General features: G+C 69.2%; 16 protein-coding genes and 1 pseudogene. 9 read left to right on the forward strand and 8 right to left on the reverse strand.

The window, feature by feature from the left end:
- Positions 1-211 precede the first annotated feature (211 nt).
- From AB7M35_RS16555 to AB7M35_RS16570, 4 genes are all read left to right on the forward strand, one after another.
- Positions 212-1,519 carry a hypothetical protein gene (locus AB7M35_RS16555; RefSeq protein WP_453961465.1) on the forward strand — a complete coding sequence of 436 codons (1,308 nt, stop codon included), beginning with the start codon at positions 212-214 and terminating at the stop codon, positions 1,517-1,519.
- 3 nt (positions 1,520-1,522) lie between these two features.
- On the forward strand, positions 1,523-2,407 hold the full coding sequence (locus tag AB7M35_RS16560; protein WP_453961466.1) for a hypothetical protein: 885 nt from the start codon (positions 1,523-1,525) through the stop codon (positions 2,405-2,407).
- A 134-nt stretch (positions 2,408-2,541) separates the two neighbouring features.
- Entirely contained in the window at positions 2,542-2,823 is a 282-nt protein-coding gene (locus tag AB7M35_RS16565) for a type II toxin-antitoxin system RelE/ParE family toxin (RefSeq protein ID WP_453961467.1), read from the forward strand.
- A 13-nt stretch (positions 2,824-2,836) separates the two neighbouring features.
- Positions 2,837-3,136, forward strand: a complete 300-nt coding sequence (locus AB7M35_RS16570) for a HigA family addiction module antitoxin (RefSeq protein ID WP_453961468.1) — start codon at positions 2,837-2,839, stop codon at positions 3,134-3,136.
- A 6-nt stretch (positions 3,137-3,142) separates the two neighbouring features.
- On the opposite strand, the gene AB7M35_RS16575 is transcribed toward AB7M35_RS16570, so the two are convergent.
- From AB7M35_RS16575 to AB7M35_RS16590, 4 genes are all read right to left on the reverse strand, one after another.
- Complete coding sequence (locus tag AB7M35_RS16575; RefSeq protein WP_453961469.1) at positions 3,143-4,318, reverse strand: vWA domain-containing protein; 1,176 nt, start codon at positions 4,316-4,318, stop codon at positions 3,143-3,145.
- A gap of 94 nt (positions 4,319-4,412) precedes the next feature.
- On the reverse strand, positions 4,413-4,874 hold the full coding sequence (locus tag AB7M35_RS16580) for an N-acetyltransferase family protein (RefSeq protein ID WP_453961470.1): 462 nt from the start codon (positions 4,872-4,874) through the stop codon (positions 4,413-4,415).
- Positions 4,871-5,896 carry a YcjF family protein gene (locus AB7M35_RS16585; RefSeq protein ID WP_453961471.1) on the reverse strand — a complete coding sequence of 342 codons (1,026 nt, stop codon included), beginning with the start codon at positions 5,894-5,896 and terminating at the stop codon, positions 4,871-4,873. The genes AB7M35_RS16580 and AB7M35_RS16585 overlap by 4 nt, the downstream gene beginning before the upstream one ends.
- A complete protein-coding gene (locus AB7M35_RS16590; RefSeq protein WP_453961472.1) occupies positions 5,893-7,344 on the reverse strand; it encodes a YcjX family protein in 1,452 nt (483 codons plus the stop codon). The genes AB7M35_RS16585 and AB7M35_RS16590 overlap by 4 nt, the downstream gene beginning before the upstream one ends.
- A 456-nt stretch (positions 7,345-7,800) precedes the next feature.
- Between AB7M35_RS16590 and AB7M35_RS16595 the strand changes: the two genes are divergently transcribed.
- Together AB7M35_RS16595 and AB7M35_RS16600 are read left to right on the forward strand one after the other, a co-directional pair.
- A complete protein-coding gene (locus AB7M35_RS16595) occupies positions 7,801-8,904 on the forward strand; it encodes a histidine kinase dimerization/phosphoacceptor domain -containing protein (protein ID WP_453961473.1) in 1,104 nt (367 codons plus the stop codon).
- A gap of 119 nt (positions 8,905-9,023) precedes the next feature.
- Complete coding sequence (locus tag AB7M35_RS16600) at positions 9,024-9,635, forward strand: LysE family translocator (protein WP_453961474.1); 612 nt, start codon at positions 9,024-9,026, stop codon at positions 9,633-9,635.
- Positions 9,636-9,691: 56 nt separating this feature from the next.
- On the opposite strand, the gene AB7M35_RS16605 is transcribed toward AB7M35_RS16600, so the two are convergent.
- Positions 9,692-10,231 carry a SixA phosphatase family protein gene (locus AB7M35_RS16605; protein WP_453961475.1) on the reverse strand — a complete coding sequence of 180 codons (540 nt, stop codon included), beginning with the start codon at positions 10,229-10,231 and terminating at the stop codon, positions 9,692-9,694.
- 105 nt (positions 10,232-10,336) lie between these two features.
- Complete coding sequence (locus AB7M35_RS16610; RefSeq protein WP_453961476.1) at positions 10,337-11,182, reverse strand: AAA family ATPase; 846 nt, start codon at positions 11,180-11,182, stop codon at positions 10,337-10,339.
- Positions 11,183-11,451: 269 nt separating this feature from the next.
- On the opposite strand from AB7M35_RS16610, the gene dksA reads away from it, so the two are divergent.
- The gene (dksA, locus tag AB7M35_RS16615) at positions 11,452-11,868 is read left to right on the forward strand and encodes an RNA polymerase-binding protein DksA (RefSeq protein ID WP_453961477.1); all 417 of its coding nucleotides are present in this window, start codon (positions 11,452-11,454) and stop codon (positions 11,866-11,868) included.
- A gap of 299 nt (positions 11,869-12,167) precedes the next feature.
- Here the strand turns inward: dksA and AB7M35_RS16620 are convergent, their stop codons facing one another.
- Positions 12,168-13,241 carry a hypothetical protein gene (locus tag AB7M35_RS16620; protein WP_453961478.1) on the reverse strand — a complete coding sequence of 358 codons (1,074 nt, stop codon included), beginning with the start codon at positions 13,239-13,241 and terminating at the stop codon, positions 12,168-12,170.
- 1,089 nt (positions 13,242-14,330) lie between these two features.
- Here AB7M35_RS16620 and AB7M35_RS16625 point away from each other — a divergent pair.
- Positions 14,331-15,923 (forward strand): annotated as a pseudogene (locus AB7M35_RS16625) (ATP-binding protein); the annotation flags it as partial.
- 85 nt (positions 15,924-16,008) lie between these two features.
- On the opposite strand, the gene AB7M35_RS16630 reads toward AB7M35_RS16625, so the two are convergent.
- Complete coding sequence (locus tag AB7M35_RS16630) at positions 16,009-16,953, reverse strand: diguanylate cyclase domain-containing protein (protein WP_453961479.1); 945 nt, start codon at positions 16,951-16,953, stop codon at positions 16,009-16,011.
- A 426-nt stretch (positions 16,954-17,379) separates the two neighbouring features.
- Here AB7M35_RS16630 and AB7M35_RS16635 point away from each other — a divergent pair, with 426 nt between their 5' ends.
- Positions 17,380-17,691 carry an XdhC family protein gene (locus tag AB7M35_RS16635; RefSeq protein WP_453961480.1) on the forward strand — a complete coding sequence of 104 codons (312 nt, stop codon included), beginning with the start codon at positions 17,380-17,382 and terminating at the stop codon, positions 17,689-17,691.
- Positions 17,692-17,698: the final 7 nt, after the last annotated feature.

The following is a 17,698-nucleotide window of genomic DNA, read 5'->3' on the forward strand; positions in this document are numbered from 1 at the left end:
CCAACAATCAATCGCAACACCAAGCCAATCGGCAAGGGGGCCGCGATCGCGCCGGGGACGACCGCTCGCCGAAACGTGAGTGAACCCCGGGGGATGGATGTGGTTGGGATAGGCGAGCACTTCGCAGCCGGGCCGTCCGGGCGCCTCTCGCTGGACAGGCGGGATGAAGTGCGGTCTCGTTCGTGGAAAGCCAACAGTCGGTCAGGGCGTCATGTCGCAAGCACTCAGGGCGGGCCTCGCGCGGCTCGATACCACCACGCGGATCACCCTCGCCGTGCTGGCGCTGGCCTCCGGCGTCTACACCTATCTGGGGGTCCGCGACCTCCTGGAGGGGGAGGGACTGCCGGTGTTCTTCGCCGCGGTGGTCTATTCCACCGCCGTGTCCGTCGGCATCTACGCGTTCTGGTCCTATCTGCTGTTCTTCCTGCCTCACGTGCGCAGCTGGAAGGATCGGCGGACGCTGTCGGTCGCACTGGTGCTCGGCTGTGCGATGATCGTCGCCATGTCGTCGTGGCTGAACGCGGCGGCGCTCGCCGGCGGCGCCGCGCTGGAGCAGCACCTCGCCACCACCGCGGAGGAATACCAGCACCGTCTCGATGCGGCCCATTCCAACGCGCTCGCCGCGCAGGGGCTGCTGCCGGACATCGAGCTCGCCTCTTCGCGCTTCCGGCGGCTGGCTGAGGAGGAGGAGGCCGGCGGCGCGCTCACCGGCACGTCAGGCTCCGGCACCGTGGTGCAGCTCCTGCGGCAGATGGCGTCGGATCTGGAAAGCCTCGCCAACGAGGTGCGGGCATCCCGCGACGTGGTCGACCAGCTCTACAAGGACGGCGGCGAAAACCTCGCCGCCATGCGCACCATCGTCTCGGCCCAGGGGCCGGTGGAGGAGCGCTCCAACGCGTTCGGCGAGGAAGCGGTGGCGCTCGCCGGCGTGATCGCCAGCCTGCAGCAGACCTCGATCGCCCCGGCGGTGAAGCGCGCCGCCGACGATCTTGCCGCCACCTTCGTCGCGCCCGCCGCTGGGGGCAATTCCGCCGATCTGGCGGCGCGCCAGAGCGAGGTGGTCGGACGCGTCCAGGATGCGGTCGAGGCCCAGGCGAACGCGCTTTCGGCGGCGGCCGAGCAGATTCTCGACCGCGAGCCCGTCCAGCCGCTGCGCTTCACCGCCCTGTCGACGCCGGAGGCCGTCGTCCGCTACGCGCGCGACTTCCTGCCGAGCTGGGCCGGCGCCATTTCCATCGATCTCCTGCCGGCGGTGATGATCCTGATCCTCGCCGGCGTGCAGTCGGCGATCCGTCGCGAGGAGGGCGACGAGCTGGAGGAGCACTCGATGACGGCGCACGAGCTCATGCGCGCCATGCGCATCTACCACCGCATGCGCGACGAGGAACGCGAGATCGAGGCTGGCGTGCCGGAAGACGGGCGGCCCGGGGAGGGCGGTCCTGGCGAGCGCGATCACCCGCCGCACGTGACGCGGCTGGCCGATGCCGGTCCCCGGCGCACCGCCCCGCCCGGAGACTAGGAGATGGCGAAGCGACGTCCGCCCTCCGACACCGAGCTGCCCGCCGAGCGCCCGGAGCGGCCCCGCCGGCTGCAGGCGATCGAGGACGGGGTCCTGAAGCTCGTGTTCGCGGTGCTGCTCGTTGGCACCGCGGTGGTGCTCGGCGCCGACGCGCGCCCGGGCATCGAGGCCGCGCGCGAGAGCCTGCCGGAGACGCTGTCGCCGCTGCGCACCGGGCCGATCCCGATGCCGCCGCCGACGCCGGGCGACCAGGTCCGGCGCTACAGCCCCACCGGCGTTCCGGCGCTGCCCGGAGACGGGCCGGGGGCGCTCCCCGGGCATGTCGGGCCGCCTGGCGCGGACGCGCTGGTGCAGGCGATGGAATTCCGGCGCGGGACCGAAGGCCGGGCGAGCGCCGTCGGCCGCATCGATGTCGGCACGGCGGCCGCCTTCGACGACTTCCTGAACACCCAGGGCGACGAACTGACCGTGCTCGTGCTGCATTCGCCGGGCGGTTCGGTGCGCGACGCGATCGCCATGTCCCGCGCGCTCCGCAAGAAGGGGATCGCCACGGAGGTGCCGACCAACGGCTACTGCGCCTCCTCCTGCCCGCTGGTGTTTGCCGGCGGTGTGCGGCGCACGGTCGGCGAACCGGCATGGCTCGGCGTCCACCAGGTGTTCACCGTGGGCGACGAGACCGGCACGGTCTCCGATGGTCTCGCCGGCGGACAGCGGATCAGCGCGGAAGTGCTGGCGCTGCTCGTCGACATGGACATCGATGCGGCCGCCTGGATCCCGGCCATGCGCACGCGCAAGGATGAGCTCTACGTCTACACGCGGAAGGAGCTGGAGGCGTTCGGGTGGGTGGCGGAGGGGGAGGAGACCGAAGCCGCTGCGGCGGGCGGATGAATCGATCCTCTCGACGTTTCCATGATGCGACAGCTAATCGCCGATCCGGGGTCGATCGCTTCGTATCACAGCGTGAGACTTCGTCCTTGAATCGCAGACGTATCATATTATGATACCTAAGGCGGGACGGCCGCATGATCGCATCGTTCAAGGGCAAGTGGATCGAGGCGGTCGCTGCCGGCAGGTCTCCGAAGGGCTTTCCGGCTGATCTGGTGAGAGCAGCCCAAAGGAAGCTTTTTGTCCTTCAACATGCCGCCAACTTGAATGACCTCCGTTCACCGCCCGGAAATCGGCTCGAAGCCTTGAGCGGGAACAGGGCCGGGCAGCATTCGATACGGATCAATGATCAGTTCCGCATCTGCTTCCGCTGGATCGATGGGGATGCCCATGACGTCGAAATCACGGACTATCATTGAGGAGGAGGCGTCTATGCTTCCGGTTACTCCTCCCATTCACCCGGGCGAAATCCTGCGCGAGGAATTTCTGGCGCCACTCGGGCTCAAGCCCTACACGCTGGCGAAGAAGCTGCATGTCCCTCGCACGCGCATCGAACGTCTGACCGCTGAAAAGACGCCCGTGACGCCAGACACGGCGCTTCGGCTGGCCAGATTCTTCGGGACCACGCCGCGCTTCTGGCTGGGCATGCAGGCGACATACGATCTCGCGATCGCAGGAGAGGCGAAGCGGGCAGAGATCGATGCGATCGATCCGCTGGGCCAGGCGGCCTGAGGCTTCCTACCGCGCCAGGCCCCGCATGGCCTCGTCGAGGCCGTCGAGGGTGAGCGGGTACATCCGGTCGCCGATCAGCTGGCGGATCAGCTGGATCGACATGGTGTACTGCCAGTGGGTCTCAGGCACCGGGTTGATCCAGGCAAGGCCCGGATAGGTGCGCACCAGACGTTCCAGCCAGACCTGGCCGGATTCCTCGTTCCAGTGCTCCACCGAGCCGCCCGGCATGGTCACCTCGTAGGGGCTCATGGAGGCGTCGCCGACCACCACCACCTTGGAATCGGCCGGATAGGTGTGCAGCAGGTCCCATGTCGGGATGCGCTCGGCGTGGCGGCGCCGGTTGTCGGTCCACACGCCCTCGTAGAGGCAGTTGTGGAAGTAGAAGTGGTCGAGCGACTTGAACTCCATGCGCGCCGCCGAGAACAGCTCCTCGCAGACCCGGATGTGGTCGTCCATCGAGCCGCCGACGTCGAGGAACAGCAGCACCTTCACCGCGTTGCGGCGTTCGGGCCGCATCTGGATGTCGAGGAAGCCCTTTTCCGCCGTCGCCCGGATCGTGTCGTCGAGGGCGAGTTCCTCCGCGGCCCCCGTGCGGGCGAAGCGGCGCAGGCGCCGGAGCGCGATCTTGATGGTGCGCGTGCCGATCTCGACGGTGTGGTCGTAGTCCTTGAAGTCGCGCCGGTCCCAGACCTTCACCGCGCGGCGGTGGCGGCTCTTGTCCTGGCCGATGCGCACGCCTTCCGGGTTGTACCCGTAGGCGCCGAACGGCGAGGTGCCGGCGGTGCCGATCCACTTGGACCCGCCCTGGTGACGGCCCTGCTGTTCGGCGAGCCGCTCCTTCAGCGTCTCCATCAGCTTCTCGAAGCCGCCCAGCGCCTCGATCTCGGCCTTCTCCTCTTCGGTGAGGAATTTTTCCGCAAGCTTGCGGATCCACTCCTCCGGGATCTCCGCCTCGACCGCGTCGCCGACCGTCTCGATCCCCTTGAAGGTCTGCGAGAACACCCGGTCGAAGCGGTCGATGTTGGTCTCGTCCTTCACCAGCAGCGCGCGCGACAGATAGTAGAAGTCCTCCACCCGCTTGCAGGCGAGATCCGCCTCCAGCGCCTCCATCAGGGTGAGGTACTCGCGCAGCGACACCGGCACGCCGGCGCGTTTCAGGTCGTGGAAGAAGGTCAGGAACATCGACGCTCTCGACGGATGGGGAGGTGGCGCCAGCCTACACCACCCGGACGCCGATGGCACGAACGGCTGAAAAGGGTCGGGGAGCGGTCGGGGCTCAGGCGAGGGCGAGCTTCATGCCCTCGTGGCTCGCCTCGAAACCGAGCCGTTCGTAGAAGCGGTGGGCGTCGTTGCGCTGCTTGTCGGTGGTGAGCTGGACGAGGCCGCAGCCGCGCTCCCGGCAGCGCTCGATCGCCCACCCGACCAGGGCACCGCCGAGGCCGGTGCCCCGCTCCGACGCGGCGATGCGCACCGCCTCGATCTGGCCACGCCACATGCCGAGGCGCGACAGGCCGGGGATGAAGGTGAGCTGCAGGCAGCCGACGATCGCGCCGTCCCGCTCCGCCACCAGCAGAAGCTGGTTGGGGTCGCGGTCGAGCGCCGCGAAGGCATCGCGATAGCGCGGGTCGAGCGGAAGCCCCGGCTTTTCGCGGCCACGGCCGAGCCCGTCGTCGGCGAGCAGCGCGACGATCGCGGCGATGTCGGCCTCGCGGGCGGGGCGGAAGACCGGGTCGCTCATCGCTTGGCCTTCGCCTCGTCGCCGGAGCCGGAGGATCCGAGCTCGGAGACGATGTCGCTGACGCGCGGCCGGCGGGTGGACACGAACGGCAGGGGCCGGCAGACGTCGATGGCGGCCAGTCCCAGGCGGGCGGTCATCAGGCCGTTGACGACGCCCTCGCCGAGGCGGGTGGACAGGCGGGACACCACCGATCCGCCGACGACCTCGTGCAGAATGGAATCGCCCGCCGCCATGCCGCCGGTAACCGCAAGGTGCTGGATCGTGTGGCGGGCCAGCCGCAGGAAGCCGAGTGTGCCCGGCCGGCCCGAATAAAGGGCGGCCAGCCGGCGCATCAGCCGGAACGCCTCGATCGCGACGTAGAGGATGTCGACGAGCGCGCGCGGCGACAGCGCCGTGACGACGGAGACGCGCTTGGCCGAGGCGATCACCAGGGCGCGGGCCTGGGCGTCGATGGGGCTCAGGATCTCGCGTTCGGCGAGCCCGATCAGGTCGCGGCCGTCGATGATCTCGTCCATGTGGCCGGCGAGGGCGGTGCGGCCGCGTGCCGTCGAGGGACGGGTCGAATAGAGCGTGACCAGGGACCGGCAGACGCGCAGGGCGGTCTCCCGGTCGTCGGTGTCGGCCGCCTTCTGCCCGTCGACCCGCAGATGCTCGATCTTGGTGATGCGGCGGAGCGCGATCGCCTCCTTGATCACCAGGCCGAGCGCACCGACCGCCGCCATCGCCGCGAGCGCGACGGCGACCCAGCCGAGCCAGGGCGCGCGGGCGAACAGATCGGCGATCAGGCGGTCTATCGCGAAGCCGACGCCGAGGCTGACGAGGCCGCCGAGGCCGATGGTGAACAGGCTCCCGAGCGACCAGCCGCGCCGCGGCGCGGCCGCCGGGTCGTCGCGGGGGATCAGGTCGCCCTTGCTGGCGATCTCCTCGAAGCCGGTCTCCGGATCGGCCTCGAACGGCGGCGGGGCGGAGGCGACCTCCACGTCTTCGACGCGGAACGCGGTGGGACGGCGGGGGCCGGTCATGCCAGACGGTCTCCGATGAGGAACTGCAGGACCCGGTCCAGCCGGATGTGGGGAAGCGACAGGGTGGTGCCGCTGGCGGTCGTCTCCAGCCGTGGCGGGCGGAAGCGCAGGAAGGCGAGGGCGCCGGCGCCGCCGGTCTCCGTGCGCAGCACCGAGCGCGGGTCGGAGGGCAGGTCGCCCGGAAACAGCGCGATCTCGGTGTTGCCGTCGTAGACGGTGCCGTCGACGCGCTCGCCGGGCAGCGGCGTGCCGACGATCGCCGGCAACTGCTCCAGGCCCTGGCGGACCCGGCCCTCGCGGGTGGCGCGCACGGCGGCGATGGCCGCCACGTCGACCTCGGCGCCGGCGAAGGCGGCGCGGCTGGTGGCGCTCTCCACCAGGGTCGCCAGGATCGCCTCCAGCTTGTCGTGATCGGTGTGGTGGATGTGGTCGGCCTTGGTGGCGGCGAACATCAGCCGGTCGACGCGGCGGTCGACCAGGCGGGTCAGCCACGACAGCCGGCCGGGCCGGAAGCAGGCGAGCACTTCCGACAGCGTCGACTGCAGGGCGCGGACCGCCTCGGGGCCGGCGTTCAGCGCCGCCAGCACGTCGACGAGGACGATCTGCCGGTCGAGGCGGGCGAAGTGATTGCGGAAGAACGGCCGGACCACATGGGATTTGTAGGCCTCGTAGCGGCGCTCCATCATCGTCCACAGCGCGTCGCGCGCGACCTCGCCCGACGGCGGATCCAGCGGCGCGAAGGTGAGGGCGGGCGAGCCTTCCAGATCGCCCGGCATCAGGAAGCGCCCCGGCGGGAAGGTCAGCGGCGTGGTGGAATCCTCGCGCACCGCTCGCAGGTAACCGGTGAAGGCTTCGGCGAGCGTGCGGGCGGTCGCCTCGTCGGCCGGCTTGCCGGCATCGAGGCCCTGCAGCGCGGCGAGCCAGGGGGCGGCGCTCGCCGCGTGGAACGGCCGGCGCGCCTCGGACAAGGATTCCCGCGCCCAGGTCCGGTAGTCCTTGGCAAGCAGCGGCAGGTCGAGCAGCCATTCGCCCGGATAGTCGACCAGGTCGAGATGCAGGCGTCCCGGCCCGAGATTGCGCGACAGGAACGATGCGGACTCGTATTCGATGGTCACCCGCAGCTCGGCGATCCGATGGGTGGAGTCCGGCCAGATGCGGTCGTCGATGAGGGCACGGACATGGTCCTCGTAGGCGAAGCGCGGCACCGCGTCGTCGGGCTGCGGCTCGAGATGGGCGCGCGACAGCCGTCCCTGCGCATAAGGGGCGAACACCGGCAGCCGGCCGCCGTGGACGAGGTTGTGGACGAGCGACGTCAGGAAGACGGTCTTGCCGGAGCGGGCGAGGCCGGTCACGCCGAGCCGGAGGCTCGGGGACACCAGTCCGCCGGTGCGGCTTGCCAGCGTCTCGATCGCGAGCCGGGCATCGTCGGTCAGGGTGGTGAGCTTCATGCGCGGTGCGGGGCGCCCTCTTGAAGGATGTCGGGTCGGCCGATGGCCGGGCGGGAACGCGGAGCCGGCGGGATGGGAATGCCGCAAGCGCCCGGCGAAACAGTGACCCCAACATGGGCATTCGCGCCGCCGGGTGGAAGATCCTCTCAGACCATGTCTCGCGGCAGCCATTTACAGAACGCACGCAGCGTGTCAGTTGCTCGTCCGCGATCTGTTGTCTAAATCCGGATGAGCGACGTCTTCCGGGGCTTCCGCGCAGCAGGTTCGGATCCGATCATGTCGATGCGCGCCGGGTGGCGCGATTTTGCGGTCGGCAAAGCCGTCAACACTTCAACTCAACCTGTCGCCGAGCGGCGCGCCAGGTCTGGGCCGGCCCGGTTTTCGCTCGCCCGGCAACCCCTTTTCTCTCCCCTACCAGCGTCCGCATTGTCGCCGAAGGCAGTCAAGTAACAGTCCATGGAAGCGCGCACTCATCCACGCCAGAGCGACCGAATCCGGGCGCTGTATTCCTACGAAATTCTCGATACCGACCGGGAGAAGGACTTCGACGACATCGCCAAGCTGGCCGCGGAGACCTGCGGGGTGCCGATCGCGCTCGTCACCTTCGTCGACGTCGACCGGCAGTGGTTCAAGGCGGAGACCGGCCTCGGCGCCAGCGAGACGCCGCTGTCGTCGTCGATCTGCTCCCACGTTCTCCTGGAAGACGAGTTCGTCGAGATCCCCGACACGCTCGAGGATCCACGGACGCGCGACAACCCGCTGTGTTGCGGTGACCCGGGGCTGCGCTTCTACGCGGGCGCGCTTCTGAAGACGGAAGAAGGCCTGCCGCTCGGGACGCTGTGCATCCTCGACTACCAGCCGAACGGCCTCAATCCGCTGCAGCGGGACACGCTGCGCGTGCTCGCCCGCCAGGTGATGGTGCAGCTGGAAATGCGCAAGGCGCTGAGCGCCGCCCGGGTGCTGCGCCAGGAGGTCGATCACCGCGTCAAGAACTCGCTGCACTCGCTGTCGGCGCTGATCCGGCTCCTGGACCGCCAGGCGAAGTCGGAGGAGACCCACACGGCGCTGTCGACCATCCACTCGCGCATCGAGGCCGTCGCCTCCCTGCACGCCGAACTCTACCGCACCGACGCGGGGCCGGTCGTGAACCTCGCCCGCTACTGCGCCAACCTCGGCGAGCACCTGACCACGGTCGCGCCGCCGAACGTGACGCTCGAACTCGACGCGGAGCCCATCGACGTCTCGTCCCGGCAGGCGGTTGCCGTCGGCACGCTGATGAACGAATTCGTCGCCAACTCCTTCAAGCACGCCTTTCCCGACCACCGGGCCGGCATCGTGCGGATCTCCGTATCGGCCGCCGACAAGGGGCGGTCCGTCCGCCTGGTCTGCCGGGACGACGGCGTGGGGCTGAAGGAGGAAGACGCGAGCGAACGGGGCGGTATCGGGATGAAGATCGCCCAGGTGATCTGTTCGGAGCTGCAGTGCGAGCTGAACGTGAATTCCTCGGCAGGCGGACTGGCGGTCTGGCTGCAGTTCGAGAAAGAGCCGACTTACGGATAGCGGCCCGGTTTCCAGCGCCGCCGCTCCCTCGCGCCCGCCTGCGGCAAACCGGATTTCGCTTCGTCCCAAATCGCTCTAGAAGCGGGTGCGAGCCTCGATTTTCCGCTGGAGTTCGGCCGGTGCTTCTCGATTATCTTCCCTATGCGATTGCCCTGGCCATCGCCGCCGCGATCCCGGGTCCCGGCATCGCGGCGACCGTCGGCAAGGCCCTGGGCTCCGGATTTCGCCCGGCGTTCTACTTCATGAATGGCCTGGTGCTCGGCGACCTCACCTACCTGACCTTCGCGGTCCTGGGGCTGGCCGCGATCGCCGATCTCTTCGGCGAGGTGTTCGTCGTGGTCCGGCTCGCGGGCGCGGCCTACCTCGCCTATCTCGCCTGGACGTTCTGGCGGGCGGGGATCGATCCGGAGCGCGTTCACGCGCGCCAGGGGGCCGGCTTCTGGCCGTCGTTTCTGTCGGGCTTCACCATCACACTCGGCAATCCGAAGACGATCATCTTCTACATGGCGCTGCTGCCGACGGTGGTGGACCTGCATTCGGTGACGCCCCAGTCCTATGGCGTGCTGGCGGTGGTCACCGTGCTGGTGCTGTACGTCGTGGTGATTCCCTACATCGTGCTGGCCACCCGGGCCCGGGCGATGCTGCGCAACCCGCGTGCCCTGAAGGTGATGAACCGCAGCGCCGCGGCCGCTATGGCCGGCGCGGCGGCGGTGATCGTCGCGCGGCACTGACGCCCTCGCCACTTTACAGCTCGGGCGATGCGAGCCGCCCGAAGTGAAGGAGGGGCCTACTTCTTGCCGCGCTTGCCGGATTCGCCGTCGAGATCCCGCGGGCGGACGAACGAGACGAGCTGGCCGCTGTCGGGCTCCAGCAGCGCCCAGTCGGCAATGTCGACGTCGATCACCGCCAGCGCGCCGGTGGGGAACTGGGACTCCAGGCCGCCGACGAGGGTGTCGTCGCCATCGCCGACCAGGTCGGCGGCACACTCCTGGATGCCCGGGTTGTGGCCGATTACCAGCAGATTCTCGCCGGCGCCGTGGACGCGGATGATGCCGAGCACGTCCTCCGCCTCGGCGTCGTAGAGCTCGTCGAGCAGCGTGACCCCCAGCGGTTCGGCAAAGTGCGGGACGCAGGCCGCCAGCGTTTCGCGCGTCCGCTGGGCCGTCGAGCAGAGCACGTGGTTCGGGATGCAGCCGTTGCCGGCCATCCACGCGGCCATGATCGGCGCCGCCGCCCGGCCACGCGCATTCAGCGGGCGATCGAAGTCGCGGAGCGCCTGATCGGTCCACGACGACTTGGCGTGGCGCAGAAGCATGAGGCGGCGCATGGCGGGTTCTCCTGTCGACGGGCTCCCTCGGCCCGGCCGAGCTTCGCGCTCCAGAGGCTTTCCGATCAGGCGGTTACACCTGACCGAGACGGCATGGCCCCAGCTCTAGCGCCCCTCGCGCCGGGCCATGAAGGCGAGCCGCTCGAAGAGATGGACGTCCTGCTCGTTCTTGAGGAGGGCGCCGTGAAGCGGCGGAATGAGCTTCTTCTGGTCGCGCTCGCGCAGCACCGTCTCGTCGATGTCCTCGTTGAGCAGCAGCTTCAGCCAGTCGAGGAGCTCGGAGGTGGACGGCTTCTTCTTCAGGCCCGGAAGCTCGCGGACCTGGAAGAAGATCCCCAGCGCCTCGCGGAGCAGCCGCTGCTTGATGCCGGGGAAGTGGACCTCGACGATCTCGGCCATGGTCTCCGGATCGGGGAAGCGGATGTAGTGAAAGAAGCAGCGGCGCAGGAAGGCGTCCGGCAGGTCCTTCTCGTTGTTGGAGGTGATGATGACGATGGGCCGCTGGCTGGCCCTGATGGTCTCGCCGGTCTCGTAGACGAAGAACTCCATGCGATCGAGTTCCTGCAGGAGATCGTTCGGAAACTCGATGTCGGCCTTGTCGATCTCGTCGATCAGCAGGACCGGTCTCTGCTCGGCCGCGAACGCTTCCCACAGCTTGCCGCGCCGGATGTAGTTGGCGATGTCGGAGACCCGCGGATCGCCGAGCTGGCTGTCGCGCAGCCGGGAGACCGCGTCGTACTCGTAGAGGCCCTGGTGTGCCTTGGTGGTCGACTTGATGTGCCACTCCAGCATCGGGACCTTCAGGCCGCGGGCGATCTCGTGGGCCAGCACGGTCTTGCCGGTGCCGGGCTCGCCCTTCACCAGAAGCGGCCGCTCCAGCGTGATGGCGGCGTTGACGGCCACCTGCAGGTCCTCGGTCGCGACATAGTCCGCTGAGCCTTCAAATCGCATGGGGGTCCTCGTGGTCGGTCGGTCGGGAGGGCAATCCGGAAACGGGGTGGCCGGGACGGGGGCATCCGTCCCCGACCTCTTGCCAGGCGCCTTCGGCGGGCGGGAGGTCCCACGAATATACGATCGAACCGGTCCCGCAAAGCAGGCGGAACGGCCTTCCGGGGTTGCCCGGGTAGCTGACTGTGAGTCCTGCACCCTTATGGCGTTGTCCCGCCCGAAGGCCGCCGCTATAAAGGCGCCGCTTTCAACCCGAGTGCCGAGGACCTTTTATGGCGGTTGAGATCGACGCAGACTACCGACCCTCGGAGGACGAGCCGTTCATGAACGAACGGCAGCGGGGGTACTTCCGCAAGAAACTGATGGTCTGGAAGGAGGATATCCTTCGCGAGGCCAAAGAGACGCTCGAGCAACTCCAGGAGGATTCGAGCAACCACCCCGACATTGCCGACCGGGCATCGTCGGAGACCGACCGGGCCATCGAGCTCAGGGCACGGGACAGGCAGCGCAAGCTAATCGCGAAGATCGATTCGGCGCTGCAGCGCATCGACGACGGCAGCTACGGCTACTGCGAGGAGACCGGCGAGCCGATCTCCCTGAAGCGTCTCGATGCACGCCCCATCGCCACCCTGTCCATCGAGGCCCAGGAACAGCACGAACGTCGCGAACGCATCTATCGGGACGACTAGGGCATTTTCCGTTCAGGCCTGTTCCAGCTGAACGAAAAGGAATTGCTCACGGGTTCGGTGTGAAGCCATCAGCCGTCGAGCGGGCGCACTGCCCATCGGAGTGAGAGGGCTCGAACCGACTGGAAGGACCGGGAACCGGGGCCAGGCTGGCCGACAGGGTGATCCGCGTGTCTTCAAAAATGCCGGTACCGCTTCGCGGGAGCCGGCTTTTTTTTTGGCCTGAGCCGCGCGCCCGCGATGGCGCGCAGCACTGATGAAACCCCGGCGCGCGGGCCGGAGGCACCCGGCCGCGCCAGGCTCTATCGGTCGCCGACGCCGCGCAGGAGCCGGGCCATCTCGTCGTCGAGGTCGAGGTTGTCGTCGGCCTTGGCGTCGTCGCCATCCTTGGCGGTGGTGTCGGGTTGCGACGTCGGAGCCGGGGTCGTGTGCGCGTCGGTCGATCCGGCTGCGGGCGGGGTGTCCGTCGCATCCGGTGCCGGCGTCGCATCGGCCGCGGCATCCGCACCCGTGGCAGGGGCGGCGGCTGGCTTCGGCTCGGACGCCGCAGGCGGCTGCGCGGCGAGCGGCTGGGGCACGAAGGGGCGGGTGTTCGGTCGCGCTTCGGCCGGCGGAGCGCTCCGGGCGGGCTGCGGCGCGGCGGATGCCTCGTCCTCGGCGGTCCGCAGCGGCGGCCGCGCGGGCTGGACGGGCCGGGCCGGCTGAGGCGGCTGGCCCGGCGCCGCGGCGGGGCGGACCGGCTGCGCCGTGCGGGCCGCTGGGGAGGCCTCGGTGGCGGTGGAAACGCTGGTCGGGCGCCAGCGGCGGGGTTCGGCGCCCTCTGCCGGTGTTGCCGGGCGGGGACGGGGGGCAGGCTGCTGCACCGGGGTCCGTGCGGCGGGAGCGGGACCCGAGCCGGCCATGGCGCCGCCGTTGCCGGCGGGGCGCGCGACGGGCACGGGGCGTACCGGAGACGGCTGGATCTCCGGTGCGGGCGAGGGCGCCTCGAACTCGGTTGCGGCGATGTCGGCCTCATCCTCGTCGCCGGACGCCTTGCGGACGCGGGTGGACCGTCCTGCAATGTCCGCGGCGGCGTTGCGGATGATGTTCTCCTCGACCACCACGTCCACCGGACCGCCGATCAGCAGCAGATGCTCGACGTGGTCGCGGCGCACCAGCACCAGCTGGCGGCGATGGTCGATGTCGGTGGTGTCCATGACCGCCAGCCGCGGTTGCCGATTGCGCTTGGCGCGGCCGAGGCGGCCGGAGGTGAGGCCGCGCACGAAGGCGATGATGGCCCAGACGATCGCGAAGAAGATCACTGCGGTGAAGACGAAGAGCACGCCACGGGCAAAGCCCGGGTCGATACCGAAGGTCGTCGCGAGCCAGGTCGCCATTCATTCCCCCAAGTTGCAAATCACAGAGCATCCCGGGCCCGCAACCGGCGGTCCGGATCGAAGTGGCTTGTCGCGCGTCGGCGGCCGCAATGCCCGCCGTTGGTGGTCACCGACCATATCCGGACAGACACTATCCGGTTAAGCAAATAAGCGCACGGTCCGACCTCCCGCGACGTTCCGGCAGTCTGGACGCACGGGATTGCGCTCCCGATGCGCGATCCGGGCCCCGCCGCGACCTCAGGCATCCTTCCCTCTGGTTGCCACAATCTCCCGTGAACGCTTCAACGGCAGACTGGCTCAGGTGATTCGCTGCGCAGAGATCCGGTGCGACCGGCCGTGACGCGACATAGAGACTTCGCCCCGAAGCCCTGTCTTGTCATTAGGCGCCAGCGCCTGACGGACCAGGGCTCAGGCGGATTAGGGAGACGAGGGCGCGTGGTGGATATCCGATCGGCCGGGGAACAGGGCGACACCTTTCGCGACGGCGCTGCGCGCGGTGGCGCCACGCTCGTCTTCGCGGCCGCGGTCCTGGCGGTCGCCGCGGCGGTCGGCGGTGGGGTTTTGCTGCTCTCCGACGGCACGGTCGCGGCCGCTCCGCTGGCCGGCGTCGGTGCGCTCGTGGCGGGTGTCGCCATCGCCGCCGTTGCCGGGCTGCGCCAGCGCTCGGTGCGGGCCGGTCATCTTGGCGCCGGCGCGCTGGTCGATGCGCTCGCCGCCCCGGCCCTGCTGACCACCCCCGCCGGCGTGCCGCTGCATGCCAACGCGGCCTATGCCGACCTCAACCGTTCGCTTGGCTTCGCGCGCCTCGCCTCGCCGCTGCGCTGGGCCGCCTCCGACGCTGAGGCGGCGGCAGCGCTCTATGCCGGGCTGAAACGCGCGCGCAGCGGCGAAGCCTCCGGCGCCGCGATCCCGCTCGCCCTGTCCGCAGGCCCCGGCGCCGCCGAGCTGCGCCTCGATCCGGTGCGCGACGGCGACGGTGCGGTAGTGGCCCTTCTCTTCGTGATCGGTGCGCCGCAGGCCGCGGTCGTGGACGCGCCCGTGGCCGCCCCGGCCGCTGCGCCGGCCTCGGCGCCCGTCGATGGCGCGCTGTTCGCCCGGATCTTCGAGACGATGCCCGTCGCCGTCGCCCTGGTCACCGGTGAGGGGGCCGTCGACGAGGCGACGCCGCGCTTCTGGCGGCTTCTGGCGCGGGGCGGCGATGCGCAGTCGCCGCTGGCCGAGATGATTGCCGAGCCCGACCGGGACGCGGTCGCGGACGCGATCGCGCGCGGCGCTTCCGGCGAGGCGCAGCCGGCGCCCATCGACGTGACGCTCGCCGGCGAGCCGCCGCGCGATGTGCGGCTCTATGTGGCGCCCTTCCCCGAGGACCGTGGTCCGGCGGGCCGGGCGATCCTCTACGCCGTCGACACCACCGAACAGCGCGCGCTGGAGATGCAGTTCGCTCAGAGCCAGAAGATGCAGGCCGTCGGACAGCTGGCCGGCGGGGTGGCGCACGACTTCAACAACATCCTCACCGCGATCATCGGATTCTCCGACCTGCTGCTGATGAACCACCGGCCGACCGATCCGTCGTTCGCCGACATCATGAACATCAAGCAGAACGCCAACCGCGCGGCCGGGCTGGTGAAGCAGCTGCTGGCGTTCTCGCGGCGGCAGACGCTGCGCCCGAGCCGGCTGCGGCTGACCGACGTGCTCGCCGACCTCTCGGTGATGCTCGACCGGCTGCTCGGCGAGAAGGTGCCGCTCACCGTCGTGCACGGCCGCGACCTGTGGCCCGTGCTGGCCGACCAGAGCCAGTTCGAGCAGGTGATCACCAACCTTGCCGTCAACGCCCGCGACGCGATGACCGACGGCGGGCAGCTGATCATCCGCACCTCCAACGTGCCGGCGGCGGAGATGGCGCGCCATACCGACGAGGGCACGGCGGGCGCCGATCACGTGCTCATCGAGGTGGTCGACACCGGCACCGGCATTCCGCCGGACGTGCTGGAGAAGATCTTCGAGCCGTTCTTCTCCACCAAGGAGGTCGGGCGCGGGACCGGGCTCGGGCTGTCGACGGTCTACGGCATCGTCAAGCAGACCGGAGGTGCCATCGTCGTCGACAGCCGGGTGGGCGAGGGCACCACCTTCAAGGTGTTCCTGCCGCGCGCCGGCGAGGTCGTGCCGAAGCTCGTCGCGCCGATGCCGGCCGAGGGCGAGGCCGCGACCACGGCCGCCCTCGAGGCGCTGGAGGAGGACGCGCCCGCCGAGGCGCCCGCGCCGCCGGCCAAGCCCGCGCCGGCCGAGGATCTCACCGGCAGCGCGACGATCCTGCTGGTGGAGGACGAGGATACGATCCGCGCCTTCGCCACGCGCGCGCTGTCGGCGCGCGGCTATCGCATCCACGAGGCGGCGACTGGCGAGGACGCGCTGGCGATCGCCCGCGAACTGGATGGCGAGATCGACCTCCTGGTCTCCGACGTGGTGATGCCGGAGATGGACGGCCCGACGCTGGCCATCGAGCTGAGGGCGATGGCGCCGGACATCCCGATCATCTTCATGTCGGGTTACGCGGAGGACGTGTTCTCCCGCGCGCTGCCCGACGAGCTGGAGTTCGCGTTCCTGCCGAAGCCGTTCTCGCTGAAGGCGCTCGCAACGGCCGTGAAGGATGCGCTGGAGCCCGCCGAGGGATCGAAGTCGTAGCGCCTGCCGCGCCGGCGGGTCGGAGGATTCCGACCGCAGATCTCAACGGGCGGGGCGCGCCGAAAGCTGCCGGTTTCCGGGCGGGTCACGCGGTGTTCGGCCGCCTGTACCACTCCCAGCCACCTTTCCGACCGGACTTGCGTCGATAGAGCGCCTCGTCGGCGCGCTTCAGAAGTTCCCGCAACTGGGCGCCATCGTGAGGGTAGAGGCTGGCGCCAATACTCGCGCCGAGCGTGATGGCGTGGCCCTGTATGTCCATTGGCTCGGAGATCGCGGAGAAAATCTGCCGGCAGACATGATCGACGCGATCGATGTCGTGAAGGTCCGGCATGAGAACCACGAACTCGTCGCCGCCGAGACGACAGAGCACTTCTTTGCCCCCCAAGGTCTTTTTGAGACGGCCGGCCGTTGCAACAAGGATATCGTCGCCGACGGCGTGCCCGAAGCGGTCGTTGACCGACTTGAAGCCATCCAGATCGATCAGAAGAAGCACGGTCGTTTGCGCGGAAGCGGGCGGCTCGGCCGTCAGCCGGTCCCAGTGTTGCTGCAGCATGCGCCGGTTCGCCAGGCCGGTGAGGGGGTCTTCCTGCGCGAAGCGCCGCAGGGTGTTCTCGGCAATGATCCGATCGGTGATGTCATGGAACACCGCGATGCCGATGCCCATCTCCTGCAGGATGATGCCTCGGTGCTCGACGGTTCGAATGGTCTGATCCGCGCAAAGGATCTGGACCTCGAAAGCATCGATCTCCGAAATTCCCTCTGCCGACTCCTGCCAGAGCTTGCGCCAGCGGAAGATCGCCTCCTGCCTGTCCCGTTCGCGGGGATAGAACCTGTCGATCCATTCGGTGACGGTTCGAAAGTCGGATTGCGTATGGCCGAACGCCTTCGTGAAGGCGGCGTTCACGAAGCGGATCTCGCCATCGTCCAGCGTCGCCCAGGAAAGCGGAACGGGCAGGGCATCGAGGACGACGCGGAGGCTTTGTTCGTCCAGGTGCGCCGCATTTGCCGCGCGTTCCAAGTATTCCTTCACGCGACCCTCTTCATGCCGGACGTTCCTCGCGGCCGTATCGTCTCTTATCGAGACGCGTTCTTGTGTTCTTAAAATGCCGAAGCGCTCAGCACTTGGGAAATGGGTTCGGAGGCAAAGCGTTCAATTCTTGGAGCGGATCCGCCCAATGTGGCGGTCCGCCCGAGGCGCGCTGGCCTGGTTCGATCATGTCCGGTCGCCGAATGCAGGCGCATGGTCGGACAAGCGGCAGTCGGACGCGCAGATCGTGTCAGTCGGGGTTGGCCCGGGTCCGCGCAGCCGCCATATTCAGTGGTATACAGCCGTTGGCGGCGTCGAGCCGCACGACATCGTTCGCGCCCGCTCGCCTTGCGCCCCGTCCTGCCGACCGGATCAGACGCCGGCGCGGGGCGCGGCATGACAGGCGCGGCTCCGGCACAGGAGAGACAGATGGACGATCCCCTGAAGATTGCAGAGACATGGCGCGAGGAAGGGCATCAGGTTGCGCTGGCGACCGTGATGGACACCTGGGGCTCGGCGCCCCGGCCGACCGGCAGCCACCTTGTCATCGACGACGAGGGCCGGTTCGAGGGATCCGTCTCGGGCGGCTGCGTGGAGGGCGCGGTGGTCGCCGAGGCGATGGACGTGATCGCGACCGGCAAGCCGCAGATGCTGGAGTTCGGCGTGGCCGACGAGACCGCCTGGGAGGTGGGCCTGTCATGCGGCGGCACCATCCGCGTCTACGTCGAGAAGGTGAATTGAGGCCGCA

The organism is Amorphus suaedae, assembly GCF_053629675.1.